Source organism: Nonomuraea sp. NPDC005692 (assembly GCF_040631115.1).
Classification (GTDB): Bacteria; Actinomycetota; Actinomycetes; order Streptosporangiales; family Streptosporangiaceae; genus Nonomuraea.
Genome location: NZ_JBEXYU010000001.1, coordinates 418,175 through 440,673, shown reverse-complemented (window position 1 = coordinate 440,673; position 22,499 = coordinate 418,175). Strand labels below are relative to the sequence as shown.

Below are 22,499 nucleotides of genomic sequence, written 5' to 3'. Positions count from 1 at the left end.
TCCTCGGGTTAGAGGCGGATCTCCAGGCGGCCGACCGGCTCGGCCAGTTCCTCCTCCTCGTAGGCGAAGTGCGAGGCGAGGGCCTGGGAGAGCCGTTCGACGCCGGCCCGGACCCGGTCGATCCTGGCCGGGTCGGCGATCATCTCCGCGCACGCCCGGTCCAGGCGGGCCAGCAGCTCGGCGATGACCTCGTGCTCCTGCGCCAGCTTCTTGACCACCGGCTCCAGGGCGGGGTCGCGTTCGGTGAGGGCGGGGAAGGTGCTGCCGTGCTCGACGTCGTGGTGCACGGTCAGCAGGCGGCGGAAGGTCGCGCAGAACACGCCGAGCGTCCAGTGGTTCTGGCGCACCGCGAGCCGGTCGCCGTCCGGGTGCGCGGCCGCGGTCTCGGCGGCCACCTGCTCGACCGCGTCCCTGACCTGGCGGAGCTGGGCGCGGTAGCCGTCGTGCACGTCCACCAGGTGGCGGCCCGACCGGGCCTGGTCGGGGGTCAGGGCGGCGGGGTCGCCGCCCGCCGTCCTGGGCCGGCCGGCTTCGTCCAGGTCGGGGATCGTCACCGGACGGCGGACCGGCTCGGGGGCGGGCCGGCCGCGCTCCCTGGCCACGGCCGCCCGTACGGCGGGCGCGACCTCCTCGGCGAACACCCGCAGGTCCCGCTCGGCCTCCACCCCCGGGGCCAGCACGAACCCGCTCATGCCCGCCTCGAACACCAGCTCCGTGAGCTGCTCGGCCCACAGGGAGGCGGGACCGTCGAGGAAGCCCGCGCCGGGCAGCGGCGACAGGCTGCCGCCGAGGTTGTAGACCTTGCGGATCGCCGCCGGGTCGCGCCCGGCGTCCGCGGCGGCCGCGTCGAGGATCCTGGCCTGCGCGGTCACGGCCTCGGGCGGGCTGTGGAAGGAGGAGGTCAGCCAGCCGTCGCCCATCCGGCCGGTCAGCTCCAGCATCCGCCGCCTGGTCGCGCCGACCCAGATCCCGATCGGGTGCGCCGGGAAAGGGCCGGGGCGCGCGCCCGCCAGCCGGTGGTGGGCGCCGGAGAAGGTCACCGGGTCGCCCGGGGTCCACAGCGCCCGGATGACGGTGATCGCCTCGGCCAGCGCGTCGATCGACTCGCCGGGGGAGAGCCGGGGGCCGCCCATGGCGGCGATGGCGTCCCACAGCGCGCCCGCGCCGAGCCCCAGCTCCACCCGGCCGCCGCTGAGGACGTCCAGCGAGGCGGCGGCCCGGGCCAGCACGGCGGGCGGGCGCAGCGGCAGGTTGACCACGTCGGGCACCAGCCGGACGCGCTCGGTGCGCTGCGCGATCGTGGCCAGCAGGGTCCAGGAGTCGAGGAAACCCGCCTGGTAGGGGTGGTCCTGGACGCCGACCAGGTCCAGGCCGAGCCGGTCGGCGAGCTCTGCGTGCCGCAGGACCCGGTCGCCGTTCGCCGCCTCGGGCGCGAGCAGCGCGCCGAACCAGACATCCTCCATGATCATCATCCCCCGGCCTCGATCGTCGTACGGCCGCCGTCCCCCGGACGACCGACCTGCCCCAGCTAACCGTCTTTATTGGATTTACCCCCTAATAGCGGGACGGGTGGCGGCACGATTAACACGGCGTTCACATTCGGGCAAAAACCGGGAAATGGCCGTCCATAAGACTCGGCGTGGCTGAGAGAAATCCCGAAAGGATCACCGTGAGCTACAAGGCTGAGTACATCTGGATCGACGGCACCGAGCCCACGGCTCTGCTGCGCTCGAAGACGAAGATCCTGGCCGACGGTGCCGAGCCTCCGGTCTGGGGCTTCGACGGCTCCAGCACCAACCAGGCCCAGGGCCACGCCTCCGACCGCGTGCTCCGCCCGGTGTTCACCTGCCCCGACCCGATCCGCGGCGGCGACAACGTGCTCGTCCTGTGCGAGGTCGAGGAGATCGACGGGCAGGCCCACTCCAGCAACACCCGCGCCCTGCTGCGCCCGATCGCCGAGCGGTACGCCGCCCAGGAGTCCTGGTTCGGCATCGAGCAGGAGTACACCTTCTTCAAGGGCAGCCGCCCGCTCGGCTTCCCCGAGGGCGGCTTCCCCGCCCCGCAGGGTCACTACTACTGCGGCGTGGGCGCCGAGGCCGTGTTCGGCCGCGACATCGTCGAACTGCACCTCGACCGCTGCCTGGCGGCCGGCCTCGCCGTCTCCGGCATCAACGCCGAGGTCATGCCCGGCCAGTGGGAGTTCCAGATCGGCCCGGCCGGCCCCCTTGAGGTCTCCGACCACATGTGGGTCGCCCGCTACCTGCTCTACCGGACGGCCGAGGAGTTCGGCGTCGAGGCCACCCTCGACGCCAAGCCCGCCCGCGGCGACTGGAACGGCGCCGGCGCGCACACCAACTTCTCCACCAAGGCGATGCGCGAGAGCTACGACGCCATCATCACCGCCTGCGAGGCGCTCGGCGAGGGCGACAAGCCCATGGAGCACGTCTCCCAGTACGGCGCCGACATCGAGCTGCGCCTGACCGGCCACCACGAGACCGCCCCGTGGAACAAGTACACCTACGGCGTGTCCAACCGCGGCGCGTCCGTGCGCATCCCGTGGCAGGTCGAGGTGGACAAGAAGGGCTACATCGAGGACCGCCGCCCGAACGCCAACGTCGACCCGTACGTGGTCACCCGCCTGCTGGTGAACACCTGCTGCGAGGCCCTGGAGAAGGCCGGCCAGGTCTGATCCGCCCGCACGCGTGAGAAGCCGCCCCCGGCCACGGGGGCGGCTTCTTCCGTGTCAGATCCGGAACTCCAGGTCCGGGACGATCTCCGCCACGTCCATCTGCGCCTTCTGCAGGCGGCCCGAGAAGTCCCAGTTCATCGCCTGCCAGCGGGTGAACTGGTCGAGCACCCACAGGCCCGACTGGCGGCTGCCGTTGCCCGACTTGCCGTTGCCGCCGAAGGGCAGGTGGGCCTCGGCGCCGGAGGTGGAGTTGTTGACGCTGACCATGCCGGCCGAGATGCCCTCGCGGAAGCGGAAGGCGTGCTTGGGGCTGGTCGTGTAGATCGAGCTCGACAGGCCGTAACCGGGGCGGTTGGCCAGCTCGACGGCCTCGTCCAGGGTGGAGAAGGTGGTCACGCCGACGATCGGGCCGAACGTCTCCTCCAGGAACAGCCGGTCGCCGGGCCGCACGCCGTCGACGATGACCGGGTGGTAGTAGAGGCCGCCGTCGCCGTCGAAGTCGCCGCGCGGGTTGTCCTTGGTGATCCTGCCGGTGCTGCCCGAGACGACCTCGTGGTGGGGCTGGATCCAGGTCAGGTACTCCTCGTACCGGTCGGCGAACCTCTGGTCGAGCAGCGGGCCGGCCAGCACGTCCTGCTCGGGGTCGCCGATCCTGGCCGCACCGGCCGCCCGCGCGAACCGCTCGACGAACTCGTCGTGCACGCTCTCGTGCACGATGACCGTGCCCAGGCTGGTGCAGCGCTGGCCGGCGGTGCCGAAGCCGGAGAACAGCGCGCCCTCGACGGCCAGGTCGAGGTCGGCGTCCGGCATGATCACCATCGGGTTCTTGCCGCCGAGCTCCAGGCACGCCGACTGCAGGTGGCGCCCGGTCAGCTCGCCGACCTTCCGGCCGACCTCGCTCGACCCGGTGAAGCCGACCTTGTGCACGCTGCCCTCCTCCAGGGCCAGCTCCAGCCCCGCGAAGGTCTGCGCGCCGTCGGCGAAGACCACGTTGAGCACCCCGTCGGGCAGCCCCGAGGCGGCGAACAGCCGGTACATGGCCTCGGCGGAGGCGGCGGCGTACTCGGCGGGCTTCCACACCACGGCGTTGCCGCACAGCAGCGCGGGCACGAGATACCAGGACGGCACGGCCACGGGGAAGTTGCCCGCCGTGATCACCGCGGCGACCCCGACCGGGTTGCGGAACGTGAACAGGTTCTTGTCCGGCATCTCCGACGGAACGGTCTGCCCGTAGAGCCGGCGGCCCTCGCCCAGGAAGAAGTCGCAGGTGTCGACGATCTCCCGCACCTCGCCCAGCGCCTCGGCGTACGGCTTGCCGATCTCCCGGGTGACCAGGCGTGCCAGGCTCTCGGCGTTGGCCTCGACCAGCCGCCCGATGGAGGCGATCACCCGGCCGCGCACCGGCGCCGGCACCTTGGCCCACTCGCGCTGGGCCTCCTTGGCGGTACGGCAGGCGGCGGCGAACGCGGCGGCGTCGGCCAGGCCGACCCGGGCCACGACCTCGCCGGGGCGGGCGGGGTTGGTCGACTCGTACACGCTCTCGCCGGTGGTGTCCTTCCCACCCACGATTGACACGATCTGACGGCTCACCGGTGGCCTCCTCGTAGTTCCTCCGGACAGACAATCATCTCGCCGGAAAAAACCCAAGAAACCCGTCAGCGTGCGATTCTGTGTGTGGTTCAGCGTGCGGGGCTGCCGAGCACCTCGCGGATCACGTGCCGGGCGTTGGCCGCCATGGCCGGGTTGGTGTCCTTGTAGTAGGGGAGCTGGATGAGCGCCATGGACAGGGTTCGGCCGCGGCCGCGTGCCCAGGTGGCGTCGTCGGCGCCGAGCGCGGCCCGGAAGACCTCGCGGGCGGCCGGCGGCAGCAGGTTCCAGGCCGGGATCAGGTCGCAGGCCGGGTCGCCCGCGCCGGCCGTGCCCCAGTCGATGACCCCGCTCAGCCGCCCGTCGCGGACCAGCAGGTTGCCCGGCATCAGGTCGGCGTGCACCCAGACGGGCCCGCCCCGCCATTCGGGCGCGCTCAGCGCGTCCTGCCAGGCGGCCGTGGCGGCGGCGGTGTCGATCAGGCCGTCGAGCTCGCCGATCGCGGCCCGGGTGGCCTCGTCGAGGCGGGACAGCGGGCCGCCCCGGTAGGCGTCGGGCGCGCCCGCGGGCTCCACCTCGCGCAGCGCGGCGACGAACGCCGCCAGGTCGGCGGCCAGCGCCTCCCCGCCGGAGAGCGCCCCGGCCTCCGGATTGTCGCCGTCGAGCCACCGGCACACCGACCACGGCCAGGGGAAATCCTCGCCCGGCAGGCCCTGGCCGAGCACCGAGGGGATCGGGACGGGCAGCGCGGGGGCCAGCAGCGGCAGCCACCGCCGCTCCCTGGCGACGTCGCCGACGCCCTGCCTGACGCGCGGCAGGCGGACGGCCAGATCGTCGCCGAGCCGGAAGACCGCGTTGACGGTGCCGGCGGAGGGGAAGCGGCGCAGCGGGAGACCGGCCCACCGCGGGAACTGCGCGGCCAGCAGCCGCCGGACGAGGGCCTCGTCGATGTCGGCCTCGTCCGCGTGCATCCTGCCGCCCATGCGCATCCCCCTCGGTCCGTACGATCCGCGGGGGCCATGTCAGCGGACCGGGGGCGGGCGCGTCAAGTCGTTATTGCCGCCCTCACCAGGACCTGGTCGGCACCGGGCCGCCGTCGCCGAGCTCGTGCCGGGCGTCACTGGACAGCCGGCCGGCCAGGTCCGCCAGCGCCCGCGCGACGGCCAGCTCGTCCCCGACCTCGGGCATGGACGGGTCGGCGGGGTTGCGGCGGGCGTGGCCCGAGCCCTCGACCCGCGTGCCGTCCGGGACGGTCAGGACCGCCCGCGCCGAGGTGTCGTCGCCGTCCTCGGCGAGACTGATCCGGACCGTCCACTCCTTGGCTTCCATGGCTCGCCTCCTCCCGCGTACGGCTGCCCGGACACACGGCGGTAAACCGGATGGACCGGCTACGGGCGGCGCGGGCGGCGCCACCGGTCGTTGGCGCGGATCCAGGCCGCGTCCCAGTCGGCGTACCTGCGCCGGTCCAGCAGCCGGCGCAGCGCCGCGACGGCCCCCAGGACCACCAGGAAGGCCAGCACCTGGACGAACGCCGCCATGCCCACGCCGCGCAGGACCACGTCGGTGCGGCTCGGCGGCGGCGTCGTGGGGTCGCCCGCACGGTCGATCCACAGGGGGACGGTCGCGCCCGCCCGCGTGCCGGCCGGGACCTGGACGTGCCCGGTCCTGGCCACCCCCGCCGGGGTGGTCCAGCTCGCCGGGACCATGGTGGTCGCCGCCTCGCCGAACGACGGCCGCACGGGCCGCGGCTCCCGCAGCGTCGTCGCGGTCACCTGCTGCCGGAAGCCGGGGCCCACGCGGGCCTCGCGCAGGCCGCCCTCGTAGGTGACCCGGCCGGCCAGCACGGCCGGCCAGACGCTCAGCAGCACGAGGAGCACCGCCACCGCCAGCCCGGCGCTCTCCAGCCGGTCGGAGCGGCGGCGCAACGGGTTGCGGTCCGGCCGGTGCCTGCGGATCCGCAACAACGCGGCGTTCATGACGGCCCTCATCGCGCACCTCCCACGGTCACCTTTCCTCCTTCCCGCAGAAACGGCCGGTAGCCCGCGCGCGGGCAGCCGCCGCGCCGGTCAGCTCCAGGGCGCCGTGGGGTACCAGATGAGGTCGCGGCGGGCCAGGATCCGGACGTCCCAGTACAGAAGCGTGAAGACGCCGGCCATGACCAGCGCAGCACCGGTGATGAGGGCCAGGCGGGTGGGGGTGGCGGTCAGCCAGCGGTGCGCGCGGCCCCCGGTGGCCAGGGCGAGCAGCACGAACAGGACCGACATGACGACGATGTTGCCGGCCGACTGCAGCATGAACGCCAGCGCCCCGTACAGGGGGTTGTGGCTCTCGGCGGCGTCCCGGAAGAGCTGGCGGAACAGCGGGAACGGGCGGCCGATCAGGAAGCCGCCGATCAGCGCGCCCATGACGGCCATGCGGGCCCTCGGGTGGCGGGCCAGCGGGTCGGGCAGGTAGCCGAGCGCGGCCAGGCCCAGGTAGAGGAAGGCCAGCCCGATCAGCCCGAACGTGACCATCGCCTGGATCAGGCCGGGGGACAGGGTGCCCGGCGCGGGCCTGGCCGTGGCGAACTGCGGCATGGCGGTGCCGACGATCCCCACCACGACGCCGTACGCGCCGGACACGGCCAGCGCGCCGGCCGCCAGCCAGCCGAGCGGACGCAGCGTCCCGCGGATCCGTTCGCCGACCGACGGCCTGGCCCCGACCAGGGGCGCGACCGCGCCGAGCGCGGCGATGTTGCAGGCGGTGAACGAGCCCGCCAGGCCGGAGGCGAAGGCGAACACGATGCCGGAGAGCGTCCCGGCGATGGGGGTGGCGTCGGCGTCGCGGCCGAGCATCGTGTCGGCGACCGTCGAGCCGATCGTCTGGTCCACGAACTCGGCCGACCACACGACGGTCAGCAGGAATCCCGCCAGGGCGCTGAGCAGCAGCACGAGTCCGCGGCGGCGGGCGAGGGCTGGTTCGACGGCGGAGGTCGCGGCGAGGGGCAGGGTCATGGTGGTTCCCCTTCTCGTCCAGCGGGAGGCGGCGCCCGCGCACGGGCGGAGGCCGGGCGTCCCGGGGGGGTGAACGTGTACACGCCGTGCAAGTTCTGTGACGACGGCCTGGACGGTGAGCAGGGCAGGGCGCCAGGCCGGACATGCCGGTTGATGGGAACTCCGAACGGGATATTGCCACGTTTAGCACGAAATTCCGGGTAGATAAAGCGATCTTTCACCGGCGGCCGGCCGTCACACCCTCCTGATCCGCACGCCGTTCCCGTTGACGACCCGCTGCGAGTGCCCGAGCCGGACGGTGAGCCCCGGCATCCCGGCCAGCGGGCTCACGTCGAGGTCGTGGGGCATGAGGAACAGGCTCAGGCTGCGGAGCTGGGGGAGCGCGGCGAGCGGCGAGAGGTCGGTCACGCCGGGGCACAGGGCCAGGGTCAGGGAGGAGAGCCGCGTCTGCCCGCGCAGCGGGGTGAGGTCCGTCAGGGTGGGGCAGTGGCGCAGGCGCAGGCGGGTCAGGGAGAACCGGTCGAGCGGCGCGAGGTCGAGCCCGCCGACCCCGTCGAGGGACACCTCCGTGACGGCCGGGCAGGTCCGGGCGGCGGCGTCGAGGCAGGCGCCGGCCTCCGCGACGTCGTCCAGCCACAACCGCTGCAGCCGCCGCATCCCGGACAGGACCGTGCCGGGCAGCGGCAGGCCCTCGCGCCTGACGTGCAGCGACTCCAGCTCGTCCTGCCGGGCGAGCGGCGCGTGCCAGGAGTCCCGATCGTCGTCGAGCAGGTCGAGGGAGAGCTTGTTCAGGCGGGGCAGCCGGTCGAGGAAGGCCGGATCGTCGAGCCGGACTCCCCACAGCCCCAGGTCGCGCAGATGTCGCGACTTGTCCAGGCAGGCCACGTCCACGGCGTGCGGCTCGCTGTAGAAGTACAGGCCGAGATGGGTCAGCCGGGGCAGCGACTCCACCCCGTCCAGGGACCGGATCGGGGCGTCCTGCACGCTCAGCGACTCCGTCTGCGGCAGGTCGCGGAGGAACCGCAGGTCGGCGAGGGGAGTGGGTACGGTGACGCGCACGTCTGTCGCCTTCAGCAGGCAGGCGCTGCGGAGATGCCGGGCGCCGGTGAAGGTGACGTCCTCCATGTCGGCCAGGACGCGCCGGGCGTAGACGTCGGCGTCGAAGTACTCCCAGCCCTGGCGAAGCTGCTCCCGTACCTGCCACCGCGGGTCGGACGCGTAGCCGGCCAGGCGGTCCAGGGCCTCCGGGCCGTTGATCAGGAACGTCGTGCGGACCGTCCACGCCGCGCGCTGCACCGGCAGGCCCGTCAGGTCGCGGGGCAGGCGGCGCAGGATCTCCTCGCCCGCCGCCGCCAGCAGGGTCGCCTCCTCCTCCGTACGCGGCGGGATCACCTGCGCCAGGCACGCCTCGACCCGGTCGCGCAGCCCGGCCGGGATCTCCTGGACGGTCTCCAGGCACGCGGCCACCAGCAGCCGCAGCCGGCGGGCGTGCTTGCCGCCCTGGTCGGCGCGGTCCAGCAGGCCGCTCAGCAACTCCCCGCGCAGCCGGCCGTTCGCGTGCCCGGCGGCCATCACCACGACCTCGCGCCACTGGTCCAGGTGGGCCCGCTCGACCGCGGCCTCGACGTCCTCGTCCTCCACGAGCTGCCCGGCGGCCAGGTACTCCTGCACGGTCCGGTGCGCGAAGTCGATCCGGCCGGGCACCGGCTCGCGCAGCACGCCGCTCCTGCGCAACAGGTGTTCCAGCACGTCGGAGGCGGTGTGCGAGACGCGGGTCATCGAGGCGAGCTTCTGCTCGACCCGGCGCAGCGCGGTCGCCTTCGACAGCTCGGAACGGCCCATCGACACCAGCCGCCAGGCCAGGTCGCGCAGGATCCACACCTTCTGGCCCGGGTCGAGGGACACGTCGTCGTCGATCCGCCGCTCGGCGTCGCGGCGTTCCAGCAGCAGGCTGAGCACGGCGTCGTAGAAGCCCATCCGGCTGCGCGGGAGCTGGGTGCGGCGGTCGAGGTTGAGCGCGCACAACATGGCGGCCAGCAGCGGGGTGGAGGCCACCACGCCCAGATGCGGATTGGACTCCATGCGGGCCAGCAGGGCGACCTCGTAGCCCTCCAGCTCGTCGGGCTCGCACGGCAGGCTGGGGCAGTCGCGGATCGCGACGTGCCACTGGCGGATCAGCTCCCGCTGGTCGTCGGGCGTCATCGGCTCCAGCGTCGACGCCGCGAACCCCTCGTCGGCCAGCCAGCGGGCGTCGGCGGCGGTCGGACGGGAGGTCACCACGACCCGCAGCCCCGGACAGGCCGCCAGCAGCCGCGACAACCACTCCCGAACGGCCGGCCGGTGCCGGACGAGCAGCTCGTCCACCCCGTCGACCAGGAGCAGCCCGCGGCCTGAGTCCAGCACGCGTTCCACCCAGCCGCGCGGCATGCGCCCGGCGACCTCCCGCGCGACGTCGTCGAGGAAGGCGGCGGGGGCGGGCAGCCGTCCCGACGAATGGCTCCTCAGCTTGATCATCAGCGGCACGCAGCCGTTCCAGGCGGCCAGGTCGCCCGAGAAGCCGCCGCGCGCGGCGGTCACCGCGAGCCAGCGCAGCAACGTGCTCTTGCCCGAACCCGCGTCGCCGCGCAGCAGCGTAAGCCGGGCGCGGCCGAGCGCCGACTCGATGCGCTCGGTGCCGCGCTCGGCGGGGTGCCCGCCGGTGAGCGCGGCGATCGACAGCCGCTCCGGCGCGCGCGGCCCGCGCTCGCCGGAGGAGACGTTGAGGCTGATGTAGGCCATGCTCAGTGACGTGCGCGGGCGGTAGGTCTCCACCCGGACGCCGAACAGCTCGACCTCGTCGAGGGTGCGGCTGGCGAAACCGAGGTAGAGGCGTTCGAACGCGGCGTCGTCCTGGGTGCCCTCCGGGGCCTCCAGCGTGCGCTGCGGCAACCTGGCGAGCAGCCGTTCCACGCCCTCGGCCAGGCCGCTGAGCCTGCCCAGCGTCTCGGTGGCGGCGCGCGGCACGTACTGGGGGAGCTGCCGCATCAGGCCGACCAGGCAGTCGACGGACTCGGCGAGCAGGACGGCGTACAGGCGGTCCTCGGCCTCCCCGAGGCGCGGTTCAGGGAGGGCGGCCAGGATGCGCTCGGCCAGCTTGGCCGGGTCGGCGTCGGACTCGAACAGCGCCTCGTCCGACAGGTCGGCGGTGCGCAGCGCGGCCACGGTCTCCAGCAGGACGGCGGCCCGCGAGGACTCGTCGAGCCCGCGGAACTCCTGCTCGATGAGCCGCGACAGCCGGCCCTCGACGGCCAGCGCGATGCCCTGCAGCTGGTTGTCGATCTTCCGGGGCGCCAGCCGGTCGCGAAAGCCGCTCTGGACCAGGTCCTTCAGCTCACTCGTCCGGTCTTTGCGCGCGGCCCGGACGGCCAGCCATTCGCGCATGGCGCGCTCGGCGACGCTCTTCCCAGCGGCGGTCAGGGCCGCCTCGATGCCCGGCATGCCTTCTATATAAGACGATCTTTACGATCACGCGGTGAAATCGGCGAAGTCGAACCCCGGCGACACGACACAGCTCACCAGCACCGCCTCGTCACCCGCCGGGCGAGCGGACTGCCACACGCCGCCCGGCACGACCGCCTGCGGCACCTGCCCCCGCTCGACCAGCGGCCCCAGGACGACGTCGCGGTCTCCCACGGTCAGGCTCAGCGGGCCGCCCCGGTGCCACAACCACACCTCGTCCGACCTGACGACGTGCGGGACGGACTCCTCGCCCGGCTGGAGCAGGAAGTAGATGCCGGTGGCGCTCGCGCGCGGGCCCGGGTAGCCGTCGGGCCGCACCGTGACGGGCGAGCGCCAGGTCTCGCGGAACCAGCCGCCCTCCGGATGCGGGAGCAGGTCGAGCGCGGCGGCCACCGGCGGGCGCTCGGCGAAGCCGACGGGCGCGCCGGTGACGTCGCGCCGCAGGAAACGGGTGCCGTCGAGGACGGCCTGGCCGTCGAGCGCGGCGGCCAGCGCCAGAGCGGCGGCTTCGTCGGCGACCTCGGTGGGCGCGCCGTCGGGATAGATCCTCAGCTCCACATGGCCGATCTTACGAGGGCCTCGCGGTGCGCGGGGACCACGTCCGGCGGACGGGGCCGCTCGCCGCGCGAACTGTCGGTCGGCCTGGCTAGTCTGCGGCAGGTGATCGAACGGTGGAGCCGTGATCAGGTGCTCGCCCTCGCCCCCGACGCGCCGTCCAGGAAGGCGGCTCAGGGGGTGGCCGCGGCGGGCAAGTGGTCCTCGCGCGGCACGACGGGCAGCGTCCTCTACGGCGAGTGCGAGGGCAGCGGGTCCAAGCCCTATCTGGCGTGCGTCGACCTGACCGAGCCCGCCTACCGGTGCAGCTGCCCCAGCCGCAAGTTCCCCTGCAAACACGCGCTGGGCCTGCTGCTGCTGTGGTCGGCCGACGGCGTGCCCGCCGAGGAGGCCGCGCCGCAGTGGGTCACCGAGTGGCTCGACGGCCGCGCCGAGCGTGCCGCCAGGTCCGCGGCCCGCGTCGAGGCCGCTCGGGACGATGCCACCGCGAGCGCGACCGCGACCGGGGCCGCGACCGGGACCGGGACCGGCGCAGAAGCGGCGGGGGCGGCCGGGGCTGGGAAGGCGGAGTCGGTGCGGCAGGCGCGGGTGGGGGCCGGGCTGGCGGAGCTGGAGCGCTGGCTGGCCGACCAGATCCGCCAGGGCCTCGCGTCCTCCGCCGAGCACGACTGGGACGGCCTGGCCAAGCGCCTCATCGACGCCCAGGCCCCCGGTGTCGCGGGCCTGGTGTCCCGGCTGACCCAGGTGCGCGCCGACGACGACTGGCCCGGCCGGCTCCTGGAGGAATACGCCCTGATCAACCTTCTCGCCGTCGCCTACCGCCGCCGCGCCGAGCTGCCCGCCCCCCTGGCCGAGACCGTCCGCATCCGCACCGGTTTCCCGGTCACCCGGGAAGAGGTGCTGGCCGGGCCGGCGGTGCGCGACCACTGGCACGTGCTCGGCAGCCGCGACGACGAGCACGACCGGCTGACCGCCCGCCGCGTCTGGCTCAAGGGCCGCGCCACCGGCCGGGCGGCGCTCATCCTCTCCTTCGCCCCGCCCGGTCAGACCCTCGACGCCTCGCTGGTCACGGGCACCACGATCGACGCCGACCTCGCCTTCTACCCGGGCGCCGCCCCCCTCCGCGCCCTCGTCGCCACCCGCCACCTCACCGACCCCCTTCCAAGCGAAGGCGCGGTGCCGGCCGAGGTGCCGGTCGGGGTGTCGGCCGGTGAGGCGCTGGAGGAGGTGGCACGGGTGCTGGCCGACGATCCCTGGACCGAGTCGTGGCCGGTGGTGCTGGCCGGCGTCGTCCCCGGCCGCACGGCGGTCGGCGGGCTGCCGCTGCACCCCCGGGCCCGCGACCCCTGGCGGCTGATCGCCGTCTCGGGCGGCCGTCCCGTCACGCTGGCCGCCGAATGGACCCCGCAGGGCCTGCGCCCGCTCACCACCTACGACGACGAAGGAACGGCGGTGCTCCTGTGACCTGGGACGACCTGGCCTCCACGGCCCTGGTGGGCACCGACCGCCGGCCGTACCAGGGAGACCTGCTGGCGGCCGCCGCCGTCGAGACGGCCCGGCGGCGCGCGGGCCGCGGCCCGGTCGAGGCCGCGCCGCCGGCCCCCGCCCCGGCCGAGGAGCTGCCCGCCGTGGCCAGGCGCGCGGCCGGGCGGCTGGTCCGGATCATGAGCGGCGACTACGACCGCCTGCTGCCCGAATGGCTGGCCGCGGCCGCCGCGACCGGCCGAAGGGTGCCCTGCGACGTGCTGCCCGACCTGCTCGAAAGAGGCCGGCGCGACCGCTCGATCCGCGCCCACCTGGGCGTCCTGGCCGGGCAGCGCGGCCGTTGGCTGGCCGGTCTCAACCAGGCGTGGGGCTACCTGCTGGAGGAGCCCACCGGCGAGACCTGGGAGCTCGGCGGCCCCGCCGACCGCCGCGCCCACCTGCGCGCCCTGCGCGCCGCCGACCCCGCCGCGGCCAGGGAGCTGCTGGAGAGCACCTGGGAGCGGGAGACGCCCGACGACCGGGCCGAGTTCGTCGAGCTGCTGGCCGACGGGCTCACCATGGGCGACGAGCCGTTCCTGGAGGCCGCGCTCGACGACCGCCGCCGGGAGGTCCGCCAGGCCGCCGCCAACCTGCTGACCCGGCTGCCCGGCTCCCGCCTGTCCAGGCGCATGGCCGAGCGGGCGCGGGCCTGCGTGTCGATCTCCGGCTCGGCCATCGCCGTCGAGGCGCCCCTGGAGTGCGACCGGGCGATGGAGCGCGACGGCGTGCGTCCCAAGCCGCCGCGCGGCATCGGCGAGCGGGCCTGGTGGCTGCAGCAGATCCTGGCCCGCGCCCCGCTGGGCTTCTGGGGCCGGCCGCCGTCCAGGCTGCTGAAGATGCGCATCCCCGACTGGGACGCCGAGGTGAAGGCCGCCTGGGTCCGGGCCGCGGTGCTGCAGAAGGACCCCGAGTGGGCACGCGCGATGTTCGGCTGGGACCCGATCGCCGACCTGCTCGAAGCGCTCCCGGCCGCCGAGCAGCAGGAGCTCGCCGCGGGCTTCGTCAAGAAGCACGACCTCGACAGCCAGTTGATCATGGTTCTCGGCGGCGTCTCGTCCCATTGGCGGGAGGGCCTGGCCACGGCCGTCCTGCACAAGATCGTCAAGGTGGCGGCCGTCCAGCCGTGGAACCTCGGCGAGCTGGTCAAGCTGGCGGGCGAGCACATCGACCCCGCGCTGTTCCCGCTGGCCGAGAGCTACTCGCCGGTGGCGCCGATCCAGCAGGTCGCCGCCCTCCTGCGTTTCCGTGCCGACATGTACAAGGAGCTCGCATGACCGTCCTGCGTCCCCACGCCGAAGACCAGTACGCCGAGGAGCTGGCCTACCTGGCCAAGGACGACGACCGCCCCCGTCCCCCCGGCTGGAAGTTGTCGCCGTGGGCGGTGACCCGCTACATCCTGGGCGACGACGACCGCGTCACCCCCAAATACGTCGGCGCCCGCCGCATCGTCGAGGTCGCCGTGGCCACGCTCGCGACCGACCGCGCGCTGCTGCTGCTCGGCGTGCCCGGCACGGCCAAGACGTGGTTGTCGGAGCATCTGGCCGCGGCCGTCAGCGGCGACTCGACGCTGCTCGTCCAGGGCACCGCGGGCACCGCCGAGGAGGCCGTCCGGTACGGCTGGAACTACGCCAGGCTGCTGGCCGAGGGCCCCTCGTTCGAGGCGCTGACCCCCTCGCCGGTGATGCGGGCCATGGCCGAAGGGCGGATCGCCCGCGTCGAGGAGCTGACCCGCATGCCCTCCGACGTCCAGGACGCGCTGATCACCGTCCTGTCGGAGAAGACGCTGCCGATCCCCGAGCTCAACCGCGAGGTCCAGGCCGAGCGCGGCTTCAACGTCATCGCCACCGCCAACGACCGCGACCGGGGCGTCAACGAGCTGTCCAGCGCCCTGCGCCGCCGGTTCAACACCGTCGTGCTGCCCGTGCCCGCCAGCGCCGAGGAGGAGGTGCACATCGTCGCCCGCCGCGTCACCCAGCTAGGCCGCTCGCTGGAGCTGCCGGAGACCTCCACCGGCCTGGCCGAGATCAGGCGCGTGGTGACCGTCTTCCGCGAGCTGCGCGCCGGCGTCACCGAGGACGGCCGCACCAAGGTCAAGTCGCCGAGCGGCACCCTGTCCACGGCCGAGGCGATCTCGGTGCTCACCAGCGGCATCGCGCTGGCCGCCCACTTCGGCGACGGCGTGCTGCGGCCCGCCGACGTGGCGGCCGGGATCGTGGGCGCGGTGGTGCAAGAGCCGGTCTCCGACCGGGTGGTGTGGCGCGAGTACCTGGAGACCGTGGTGCGCGAGCGTCCCGACTGGCGCGACTTCTACCGCGCCTGCCGCGAGGTGTCATGAGCGCCGTCTCCGTGCTGGGCGTGCGCCACCACGGCCCCGGCTCGGCCCGCGCGCTGCGGCGCGAGCTCGAACGCCTGCGTCCCGACGCGATCCTCGTCGAGGGGCCGCCGGAGGCCGACGCGCTGGTGGCGCTCGCCCCCGACCTGGAGCCGCCGGTCGCGCTGCTCGCGCACGTGCCCGGCGCTCCGGCCAGGGCCGCGTTCTGGCCGTTCGCGCAGTTCTCGCCCGAATGGCAGGCGATCCTGTACGGCGCCGCGGCCGGCGTCCCGGTGCGCTTCTGCGACCTGCCCGCCGCCCATTCCCTGGCTGACGACGAGGACGACGGCGACGAGGAGACCGGCGACGGGCTGCGGGCCGACCCGATCGGCGCGCTGGCCGCCGCGGCCGGGCACGACGACCCCGAACGCTGGTGGGAGGACGTCGTCGAGCACCGTGGCGACACCCCCTTCGAGGTGATCGCCGAGGCCATGGCCGCCGTGCGCGAGGGGCACGTGCCGGCCGGCCGGGAGGCCAGGCGCGAGGCGTACATGCGCAAGGCGCTGCGGGCCGCGATCAAGGAGGGGTTCGGCACGATCGCGGTGGTCTGCGGCGCCTGGCACGTGCCCGCGCTCGCCGGGCCGCTGCCCCCGGCCGCGGCCGACAACGCGCTGCTGCGCGGCATGCCGAAGGTGAAGGCCGAGCTGACGTGGGTGCCCTGGACGTACGGGCGGCTGGCCTCCTGGAGCGGCTACGGCGCGGGCATCACCTCGCCGGGCTGGTACCACCACCTGTTCACCGCCCCCGACCGGCCGGTCGAGCGCTGGCTCACCGAGGCCGCCGCCGTGCTGCGCGAGGAGGGGCTGCCGGTCTCCTCCGCGCACGTCATCGAGTCCGTCCGCCTGGCCGCCACCCTGGCCGGGCTGCGCGGCAGGCCGCTGGCCGGGCTGGGCGAGGTGACCGAGGCGGCCAGGGCGGTGCTGTGCGAGGGCGACGACCTGGCCGTCGAGCTGATCCAGCGGCGGATGGTCGTCGGCGACCGGCTGGGCCACGTCACCGACGGCACTCCGATGGTCCCGCTCCAGCGCGACCTGCGCGAGCAGCGGCGGCGGCTGAAGCTGCGGCCCGAGGCCCTCGACCGGGAGCTCGACCTCGACCTGCGCAAGCCGCTCGACCTGGAGCGCAGCCATCTGCTGCACCGGCTGCGGCTGCTGGAGGTGGGCTGGGGCACGCCGGGGCAGGCGCGCGGCAAGGGCACGTTCCGCGAGTCCTGGACGCTGCAGTGGCGGCCCGAGCACGACCTCGCGCTCATCGAGCACGCCGCCCTCGGCACCACCGTCGCCGCCGCGGCCGCGCGGCGCGCCCGCGACCTGGCCGGGGCCGCGTCGGCGGCGCTCGCCGACCTGACCGCGCTGGTGGAGCAGTGCCTGCTGGCCGACCTGCCGCAGGCGCTGCCCGGCGTGCTCGCCGCGCTGTCGGCCAAGGCGGCGCTGGACACCGACGTCACGCACCTGATGGCGGCGCTGCCCGCGATGGTCCGCGCCCACCGGTACGGCGACGTGCGCGGCACGTCGGCCGAGGGGCTGGCGGTGATCGTGCGCTCGATGCTCGACCGGATCTGCGTCGGGCTGCCGGTCGCGGTCACCGCCCTCGACGACGACGCGGCGGCCGAGCTGCTCAAGCACGTCGACGCCGTGCACGCCGCCGTCGCCCTGCTCGCCGAACCCCCAACCGGTCCGCCGCCCCCCGAGGCACCCCCCGCGGCGGCCGACGCGGCTGGTGGGAGCGATGCGGCGGAGGCGGCCGACGAGGGCGGGGCGGGCGGTTCACCGCGTGCCCGGTGGCTGGGCACCTTGCGGGGCATCGCCGACCGGCAGGACCTGCACGGGCTCATCGAGGGCCGGCTGACCCGCCTCCTGCTCGACTGCGGCGAGCTCGCCGACGCGGGCGACCGCATGTCCAGGGCCATGTCCCGGGGGCAGACCCCGGTCAGGGCGGCGGCCTGGGTCGAGGGGTTCCTGTCCGGCGGCGGCCTGCTCCTGGTGCACGACCCGCGCCTGCTGGGCCTGGTCGACGCCTGGCTGACCGCGCTGCCCGCCGACCAGTTCACCGACGTGCTGCCGCTGCTGCGCCGCACGTTCGGCGGCTTCGCCGTGCCGGAGCGGCGGGCCCTCGGCGAGCGGGTGAGCGCGGCGGGCCGCACAGGCGGCACCGGCGGCACCGGCGGCGCGGACGAGCCGCACATCGACGAGCGGCGCGCGGCGGGAGCCGTGGCGACCGTGCTGGCGATCATCGGGAGAGACCGTGGATGAGCGCATGCGCAGGTGGCGGCTGGTGCTCGGGGGCGGCGACGCCGACGGCACCGGCTGCGCCCTGCAGGGTGCCGACGCGCAGATGGACGCGGCCCTGGCCGCCGTCTACGACCACGACGGCCGCGAGGGGCAGAGCCGGCGCGAGGGCGGACTCGGGGCGTCCGCGCCGCGGGTGGCCCGCTGGCTGGGCGACATCCGCACGTACTTCCCGTCCACGGTCGTCCAGGTCATGCAGAAGGACGCGATCGAGCGGCTGAACCTCACCAGGCTCCTGCTCGAACCGGAGATGCTGGAGGCCGTGGAGCCCGACGTGCACCTGGTCGGCACGCTGCTCGCGCTCAACCGGGTGATGCCCGCGCAGGCCCGCGAGTCGGCCAGGGCGGTGGTGCGCAAGGTCGTCGAGGAGCTCGAACGCCGGCTGGCCGACCGTACGCGGGCGGCGGTGACGGGCGCGCTCGACCGTTCGGCGCGCACCCACCGGCCCAGGCGGGTGGCCGACATCGACTGGGACCGGACGATCCGGGCGAACCTCAAGAACTACCTGCCCGACCGGAACACGGTCGTCCCGTCGCGGCTCGTCGGCTACGCGCGCCGGCAGCGGTCGGTGCAGCGCGAGGTGGTGCTCTGCATCGACCAGAGCGGTTCGATGGCGGCCTCGGTGGTGTATTCGAGCGTGTTCGGGGCGGTCCTGGCCTCGATGCGGTCGCTGAAGACGTCGCTGGTGGTGTTCGACACGGCGGTGGTCGACCTGACCGAGCAGTTGCACGACCCGGTCGAGCTGCTGTTCGGCACCCAGCTCGGCGGCGGCACCGACATCAACCGGGCGATCGCCTACTCACAGGGTCTCATCACCCGCCCGGCCGACTCCGTCTTCGTCCTGGTCAGCGACCTGTACGAGGGCGGCGTGCGCGAGGAGATGCTGCGCCGGGTGGCGGCGATGACCCAGGCCGGCGTGCAGGTGATCGTGCTGCTCGCGCTCTCCGACGAGGGCGCGCCCTTCTACGACCACGACAACGCCGCCGCGCTGGCCGCGATGGGCGTGCCCGCGTTCGCCTGCACCCCCGACGCCTTCCCCGACCTGATGGCCGCCGCCATCGAACGCCGGGACATCGCGCGGTGGGCCGAACGCCACGTCAGCACCTGACCGGCACACGCGAACGGCCGCGGCTCCACCCCCGCCGGGGAGCCGCGGCCGGGTCGGTGCTCAGTGGCCGGCCTGTTCGGGGCGGGCCCTGCGCGGCATGAGGAACGACAGGGCGAAGGTCACGGCCAGCAGCCCGACCTCGACCCAGACGGTCACCTGCATCGCCGAGCCGAAGCTCCACTCGTGCTTGAGCAGGTTGAAGAAGAGCGTGCCGAGCACGGCGGTGCCGAGCGCGCCGCCGAGCTGCTGGACGGCGGTCATCGTGCCCGAGGCCGACCCCGACTCGTGCGGCTCGACGCCGGCCAGCACGATGTCGAAGAACGGCGCCATGGTCAGGCCCATGCCGATGCCGACCAGCGCCAGCCCGGGAGCGAGCTGCCAGACGCCGACGTCGGTGCCGGCCAGCTGGATGGTCACCCCGAGCACGGCCGCGCCGGCGGCCATGACGACCACGCCGATCTGCAGCAGCCCGCGGCCCAGCTTCTCCTGCAGCCCGGACATGGCCAGGCCGAAGCCGAGCACGCCGCCGACCGCCTGGGGAAGGCTGGCCAGGCCCGCCTTGAGCGGGCTGAAGTGCAGGCCGGCCTGCATGTAGATGCTGAAGACCAGGCTGAGGCCGATCATGCCGGAGAAGAACGCCAGACCGGCCACCAGGCCGCCGGAGAAGGCCCGCTTGCGGAACAGGCTGGGCGTGACCAGCGGGTCCTTGCCGGACGCGGCGCGGCGCGACTCGTACCGGCCGAACAGGGCGAAGACGACCAGCGAGGCGGCCATCGAGACGAACGTCCAGGCGGGCCAGTCGAGCTCGCGGCCCTGGATCAGCGGGTAGATCAGCAGGAACCCGGCGACCGAGACCAGGCCGACGCCGACCAGGTCGAGCCTGGTGGCGTTGGAGAGGCGGAACTCGGGCAGGAAGCGGATGCCGGCCAGCGCGGCGGCCAGGCCGATCGGCAGGTTGATCAGGAAGATCATGCGCCAGCCGGTGCCGAAGAAGTCGGCGTCGACCAGCCAGCCGGCCAGCACGGGGCCGCCGACGGACGAGATCGTCATGACGGGCCCGAACATGCCGAACGCCTTGCCGATCTCCTGCGGCGGGAACATCTCCTTGATGAGCCCCAGCCCCTGCGGCAACATCACGGCGCCGAACAGGCCCTGCAGCACGCGGCTGGCGATGAGCATCTCGGGGCTGCCCGCCACTCCGCACAGCAACGAGGCGGCGGTGAAGCCGAAGGCGCCGATGAGGAACATGCGCTTGCGGCCGAACAGGTCGCCGAGCCGCCCGCCGGTGACCAGGCCGACGGCCATGGCCAGCGTGTAGCCGGCGCCGAGCCACTGCACGAGGCTGTCGCTGCCGCCGAGGTCGGCGCGGATGGTGGGGGCGGCGATCGTGGTGATCAGCGCGTCGAGCAGGTCCATCACCTCGGCGGCCAGGATCACGAAAAGGGCGGCCCAGCGCCACCGGTAGGGCGCGACGGCCTCCGTGGCCTGCCCCGCATTGGTCACTGTCACAGGAACTCCTTCAGAACGCCGTTCTTTTCTACGAACACTGTTCGTTTACGAACACCGTTTTAGTGGCGAACAGTGTTCGTGTCAAGTACAGTGTTCGCCATGGGGAGCAAGGAAGAAGCCGTACCGGTGCCGCCGTGGCGCAAGTCCCGCAAGCAACCGCAGATCAGGCGGCAGCTCAGCCAGGACCTCATCGTCGAGACCGGGCTGCGCGTCCTCGACGCGGAAGGGCTCGACGCGCTCAGCATGAGACGCGTCGCTCAGGAGCTCGACACCGGCCCCGCCTCGCTGTACGCGCACGTGGCCAACAAGGAGGAGCTGCTCGAACTGGTCTACGACCGGGTGCTCGGCGAGATCCGGCTGCCCGAGCGCGACCCCGGCCAGTGGAAGGACCAGCTCAGGGCGTACGCGCTGGAGGTCTACCGGGTGCTGAACAAGCACGCCGACGTCGCCAGGGCGGCCCTGGCGAACATCCCCTCGGGCGGCAACTCGCTGCGCACCGGCGAGTTCGTCTACGGGCTGCTGCTGGAGGCCGGTATGCCGCCGCGCGAGGCCGCCCTGTGCCTCGACCGCCTGTCCCTCTACCTCATCGGCGACGCCTACGAGGGCTCGGTGCACGTCAGCCGGATGCGCGCCGCGGACGTGTCCTCGCCGGAGGAGTACTTCGCCTCCTTCGCCGGCCAGATCGCCGACTACTACCGCGCCCTGCCGCGCGACCGTTTCCCGTACCTGGTCGAGCACATCGACGACCTGATCGCCGCCGACGGCGAGGAACGGTTCCGCTACGGCCTCGAACTGCTGCTCGACGGCATCGAGTCGCGCATGCCTTAGGCCCAATTGCCTAGGCCCCGCGCCCGATGTGCCGGCCCGGGGTTCCTCGTAGCTTTGCGGTCATGACTACGACTGTTGATCCGATCGACGACGTCGCCCCGGCCCCGGCCGGGGTGTTGTCCGCGCAGTACCGGGCGCTCAGCGTCGGCCTGGTCGCGCTCGTCATGCTGGTGGCCTTCGAGGCGATGGCGGTGGCGACCGCGATGCCGATCGTGGCCGGCGACCTGGGCGGCATGGACCTGTACAACCTGGCCTTCAGCGCCACCCTCGCGGCCAGCGTGATCGCGACCGTGCTCGGCGGCAGGTGGAGCGACGTGCGGGGGCCGGTGCAGCCGATCGCCGTCGGCGTGGTCGCCTTCGTGGCCGGGTTGCTGGTCGCCGGGTTCGCGCCCACGATGGAGGTGCTGGTCGCCGGGCGGTTCATCCAGGGGCTCGGCGCCGGATTGATCCAGGTCTCCCTGTACGTGCTGGTCGCCCGGGTCTTCCCCGGGGCCATGCATCCCAAGGTGTTCGCGTTGTTCTCGGCCGCCTGGGTGGTGCCCTCCATGATCGGCCCGGCCATCGCCGGGTTCGTCGTGGAGAACGTGAGCTGGCGATGGATCTTCCTCGGCGTCTCCGCGCTGGTCATCCCCGCGGCCCTGCTGCTGTGGCGCGGCACCGCGGGCCGTGCGGCCGAGCGCGGCTCCGCCGAACCCGCCCCCGGCATCGGCCGCAAGCTCGTCTGGGCCACGCTGACCGCCGTCGCCGCCGCCCTCATCCAGTACGGCAGCGCCGCGAAGCTGGACGGCCTGCCGCTGCTCGTGGCCGGCGTCGTCCTGCTGGCCGTGGCCCTGCCCAAGCTGCTGCTGCCCGGCTCGCTGCGCGCCGCCCGCGGCCTGCCGACCGCTCCCGTGCTGCGCGGCCTGGCCTACGGCTCGCTGATGGCCGCCGAGGTGCTCATCCCGCTCATGCTGATGAAGGAGCGCGGCCTGACCGCCACCGGCGCGGGCGTCGTCCTCACGGTGGGGGCGCTCGGCTGGTCCACCGGCTCCTGGATCAAGGGCCGCGGCACGATCAGCCACATGGCCGCCATCCGCGGCGGCGCCGCGATGATCGCCGTCGGCATCGCGCTGGTGTCGCTCGTGCTCGTCGACTCCCTGCCCATCGCGATCGCCTACGTCGCCATGGCCATCTCCGGTCTGGGCATCGGCGCGCTGCACCCCACGGTGTCCGTGCTGGTGCTGGAGATGTCCAAGGAGGGCGAGGAGGGGCAGAACAGCGCGGCCGTGGGCGTCGGCGAGTCGGTGTTCACCGTCGTGGCCGTCGCGGTCAGCGGCGCCCTGTTCACCGCCACCGGCGAGAACTACGCCGTGGGGCTCGGATTCACCGTCGTGCTCGCCGTCCTGGCCGTCGTGCTGGCCCCCCGTTTTGTGCAGTCCGCCAAGGCAGGCACTATGGAAGGGACCGCGTCATAGTGATGAGAACGTCATAGTGCTGAGAACGCTGCCAAACGCATCGGCGTGGATGGCCTTCACCAGGCGCGACGACTCTCTCGTCATGGCTTAAGGGG

The 22,499-nt window shown here is 73.8% G+C and carries 17 protein-coding genes; 8 read left to right on the top strand and 9 right to left on the bottom strand.

The features are described from left to right. Nucleotides 1-8 precede the first annotated feature (8 nt). Nucleotides 9-1,463 carry an LLM class flavin-dependent oxidoreductase gene (locus ABZ459_RS02050; protein ID WP_357964689.1) on the bottom strand — a complete coding sequence of 485 codons (1,455 nt, stop codon included), beginning with the start codon at nt 1,461-1,463 and terminating at the stop codon, nt 9-11. A gap of 206 nt (nt 1,464-1,669) precedes the next feature. On the opposite strand from ABZ459_RS02050, the gene glnII reads away from it, so the two are divergent. Further along, entirely contained in the window at nt 1,670-2,689 is a 1,020-nt protein-coding gene (gene glnII / locus ABZ459_RS02045; protein WP_357964687.1) for a glutamine synthetase, read from the top strand. A gap of 54 nt (nt 2,690-2,743) precedes the next feature. On the opposite strand, the gene ABZ459_RS02040 is transcribed toward glnII, so the two are convergent. From ABZ459_RS02040 to ABZ459_RS02010, 7 genes are all read right to left on the bottom strand, one after another. After that, a complete protein-coding gene (locus ABZ459_RS02040; RefSeq protein ID WP_357964685.1) occupies nt 2,744-4,255 on the bottom strand; it encodes an aldehyde dehydrogenase family protein in 1,512 nt (503 codons plus the stop codon). A gap of 113 nt (nt 4,256-4,368) precedes the next feature. Then, nucleotides 4,369-5,259, bottom strand: a complete 891-nt coding sequence (locus ABZ459_RS02035; RefSeq protein WP_357964683.1) for an aminoglycoside phosphotransferase family protein — start codon at nt 5,257-5,259, stop codon at nt 4,369-4,371. Between the two features lie 82 nt (nt 5,260-5,341). Beyond that, entirely contained in the window at nt 5,342-5,605 is a 264-nt protein-coding gene (locus ABZ459_RS02030) for a DUF1876 domain-containing protein (RefSeq protein ID WP_357964681.1), read from the bottom strand. 59 nt (nt 5,606-5,664) lie between these two features. Beyond that, the gene (locus ABZ459_RS02025; RefSeq protein WP_357964679.1) at nt 5,665-6,264 is read right to left on the bottom strand and encodes a hypothetical protein; all 600 of its coding nucleotides are present in this window, start codon (nt 6,262-6,264) and stop codon (nt 5,665-5,667) included. 78 nt (nt 6,265-6,342) lie between these two features. Continuing rightward, nucleotides 6,343-7,269, bottom strand: coding sequence for a hypothetical protein (locus tag ABZ459_RS02020; RefSeq protein WP_357964677.1), 927 nt, complete (start codon nt 7,267-7,269; stop codon nt 6,343-6,345). Nucleotides 7,270-7,503: 234 nt separating this feature from the next. Beyond that, a complete protein-coding gene (locus tag ABZ459_RS02015; RefSeq protein WP_357964675.1) occupies nt 7,504-10,746 on the bottom strand; it encodes an NACHT domain-containing protein in 3,243 nt (1,080 codons plus the stop codon). A gap of 27 nt (nt 10,747-10,773) precedes the next feature. Beyond that, nucleotides 10,774-11,325, bottom strand: coding sequence for a cupin domain-containing protein (locus ABZ459_RS02010; RefSeq protein ID WP_357964673.1), 552 nt, complete (start codon nt 11,323-11,325; stop codon nt 10,774-10,776). Nucleotides 11,326-11,427: 102 nt separating this feature from the next. Here ABZ459_RS02010 and ABZ459_RS02005 point away from each other — a divergent pair, with 102 nt between their 5' ends. From ABZ459_RS02005 to ABZ459_RS01985, 5 genes are read left to right on the top strand one after another with little or no spacing between them, the layout of a single operon-like run. Next, the gene (locus ABZ459_RS02005; protein WP_357964671.1) at nt 11,428-12,786 is read left to right on the top strand and encodes an SWIM zinc finger family protein; all 1,359 of its coding nucleotides are present in this window, start codon (nt 11,428-11,430) and stop codon (nt 12,784-12,786) included. After that, nucleotides 12,783-14,120: a DUF5691 domain-containing protein gene (locus ABZ459_RS02000; RefSeq protein WP_357964669.1), complete on the top strand. Its 1,338-nt coding sequence runs from the start codon at nt 12,783-12,785 to the stop codon at nt 14,118-14,120. The genes ABZ459_RS02005 and ABZ459_RS02000 overlap by 4 nt, the downstream gene beginning before the upstream one ends. After that, nucleotides 14,117-15,181, top strand: a complete 1,065-nt coding sequence (locus ABZ459_RS01995; protein WP_357964668.1) for an AAA family ATPase — start codon at nt 14,117-14,119, stop codon at nt 15,179-15,181. Before ABZ459_RS02000 ends, ABZ459_RS01995 begins: the two co-directional genes overlap by 4 nt. After that, a complete protein-coding gene (locus ABZ459_RS01990) occupies nt 15,178-17,469 on the top strand; it encodes a DUF5682 family protein (RefSeq protein ID WP_357964667.1) in 2,292 nt (763 codons plus the stop codon). The genes ABZ459_RS01995 and ABZ459_RS01990 overlap by 4 nt, the downstream gene beginning before the upstream one ends. A gap of 4 nt (nt 17,470-17,473) precedes the next feature. Further along, on the top strand, nt 17,474-18,613 hold the full coding sequence (locus tag ABZ459_RS01985; RefSeq protein ID WP_357965849.1) for a VWA domain-containing protein: 1,140 nt from the start codon (nt 17,474-17,476) through the stop codon (nt 18,611-18,613). 60 nt (nt 18,614-18,673) lie between these two features. Here the strand turns inward: ABZ459_RS01985 and ABZ459_RS01980 are convergent, their stop codons facing one another. After that, complete coding sequence (locus ABZ459_RS01980) at nt 18,674-20,122, bottom strand: DHA2 family efflux MFS transporter permease subunit (protein WP_357964666.1); 1,449 nt, start codon at nt 20,120-20,122, stop codon at nt 18,674-18,676. A gap of 99 nt (nt 20,123-20,221) precedes the next feature. Between ABZ459_RS01980 and ABZ459_RS01975 the strand changes: the two genes are divergently transcribed. Further along, nucleotides 20,222-20,950, top strand: a complete 729-nt coding sequence (locus ABZ459_RS01975; protein WP_357964665.1) for a TetR/AcrR family transcriptional regulator C-terminal domain-containing protein — start codon at nt 20,222-20,224, stop codon at nt 20,948-20,950. A 62-nt stretch (nt 20,951-21,012) separates the two neighbouring features. Beyond that, nucleotides 21,013-22,404 carry an MFS transporter gene (locus ABZ459_RS01970; RefSeq protein ID WP_357964664.1) on the top strand — a complete coding sequence of 464 codons (1,392 nt, stop codon included), beginning with the start codon at nt 21,013-21,015 and terminating at the stop codon, nt 22,402-22,404. The last annotated feature ends 95 nt before the right edge of the window (nt 22,405-22,499 follow it).

What these genes read in the sequence shown, in the direction of transcription:
- ABZ459_RS02050 (WP_357964689.1), bottom strand. Translation starts at nt 1,463, where the DNA reads ATGGAGGATGTCTGGTTCGGCGCGCTGCTCGCGCCCGAGGCGGCGAAC.
- ABZ459_RS02035 (WP_357964683.1), bottom strand. Translation starts at nt 5,259, where the DNA reads ATGGGCGGCAGGATGCACGCGGACGAGGCCGACATCGACGAGGCCCTC.
- ABZ459_RS02030 (WP_357964681.1), bottom strand. Translation starts at nt 5,605, where the DNA reads ATGGAAGCCAAGGAGTGGACGGTCCGGATCAGTCTCGCCGAGGACGGC.
- ABZ459_RS02025 (WP_357964679.1), bottom strand. Translation starts at nt 6,264, where the DNA reads ATGAGGGCCGTCATGAACGCCGCGTTGTTGCGGATCCGCAGGCACCGG.
- ABZ459_RS02020 (WP_357964677.1), bottom strand. Translation starts at nt 7,269, where the DNA reads ATGACCCTGCCCCTCGCCGCGACCTCCGCCGTCGAACCAGCCCTCGCC.
- ABZ459_RS02015 (WP_357964675.1), bottom strand. Translation starts at nt 10,746, where the DNA reads ATGCCGGGCATCGAGGCGGCCCTGACCGCCGCTGGGAAGAGCGTCGCC.
- ABZ459_RS01995 (WP_357964668.1), top strand. Translation starts at nt 14,117, where the DNA reads ATGACCGTCCTGCGTCCCCACGCCGAAGACCAGTACGCCGAGGAGCTG.
- ABZ459_RS01990 (WP_357964667.1), top strand. Translation starts at nt 15,178, where the DNA reads ATGAGCGCCGTCTCCGTGCTGGGCGTGCGCCACCACGGCCCCGGCTCG.
- ABZ459_RS01985 (WP_357965849.1), top strand. Translation starts at nt 17,474, where the DNA reads ATGCGCAGGTGGCGGCTGGTGCTCGGGGGCGGCGACGCCGACGGCACC.
- ABZ459_RS01975 (WP_357964665.1), top strand. Translation starts at nt 20,222, where the DNA reads ATGGGGAGCAAGGAAGAAGCCGTACCGGTGCCGCCGTGGCGCAAGTCC.
- ABZ459_RS01970 (WP_357964664.1), top strand. Translation starts at nt 21,013, where the DNA reads ATGACTACGACTGTTGATCCGATCGACGACGTCGCCCCGGCCCCGGCC.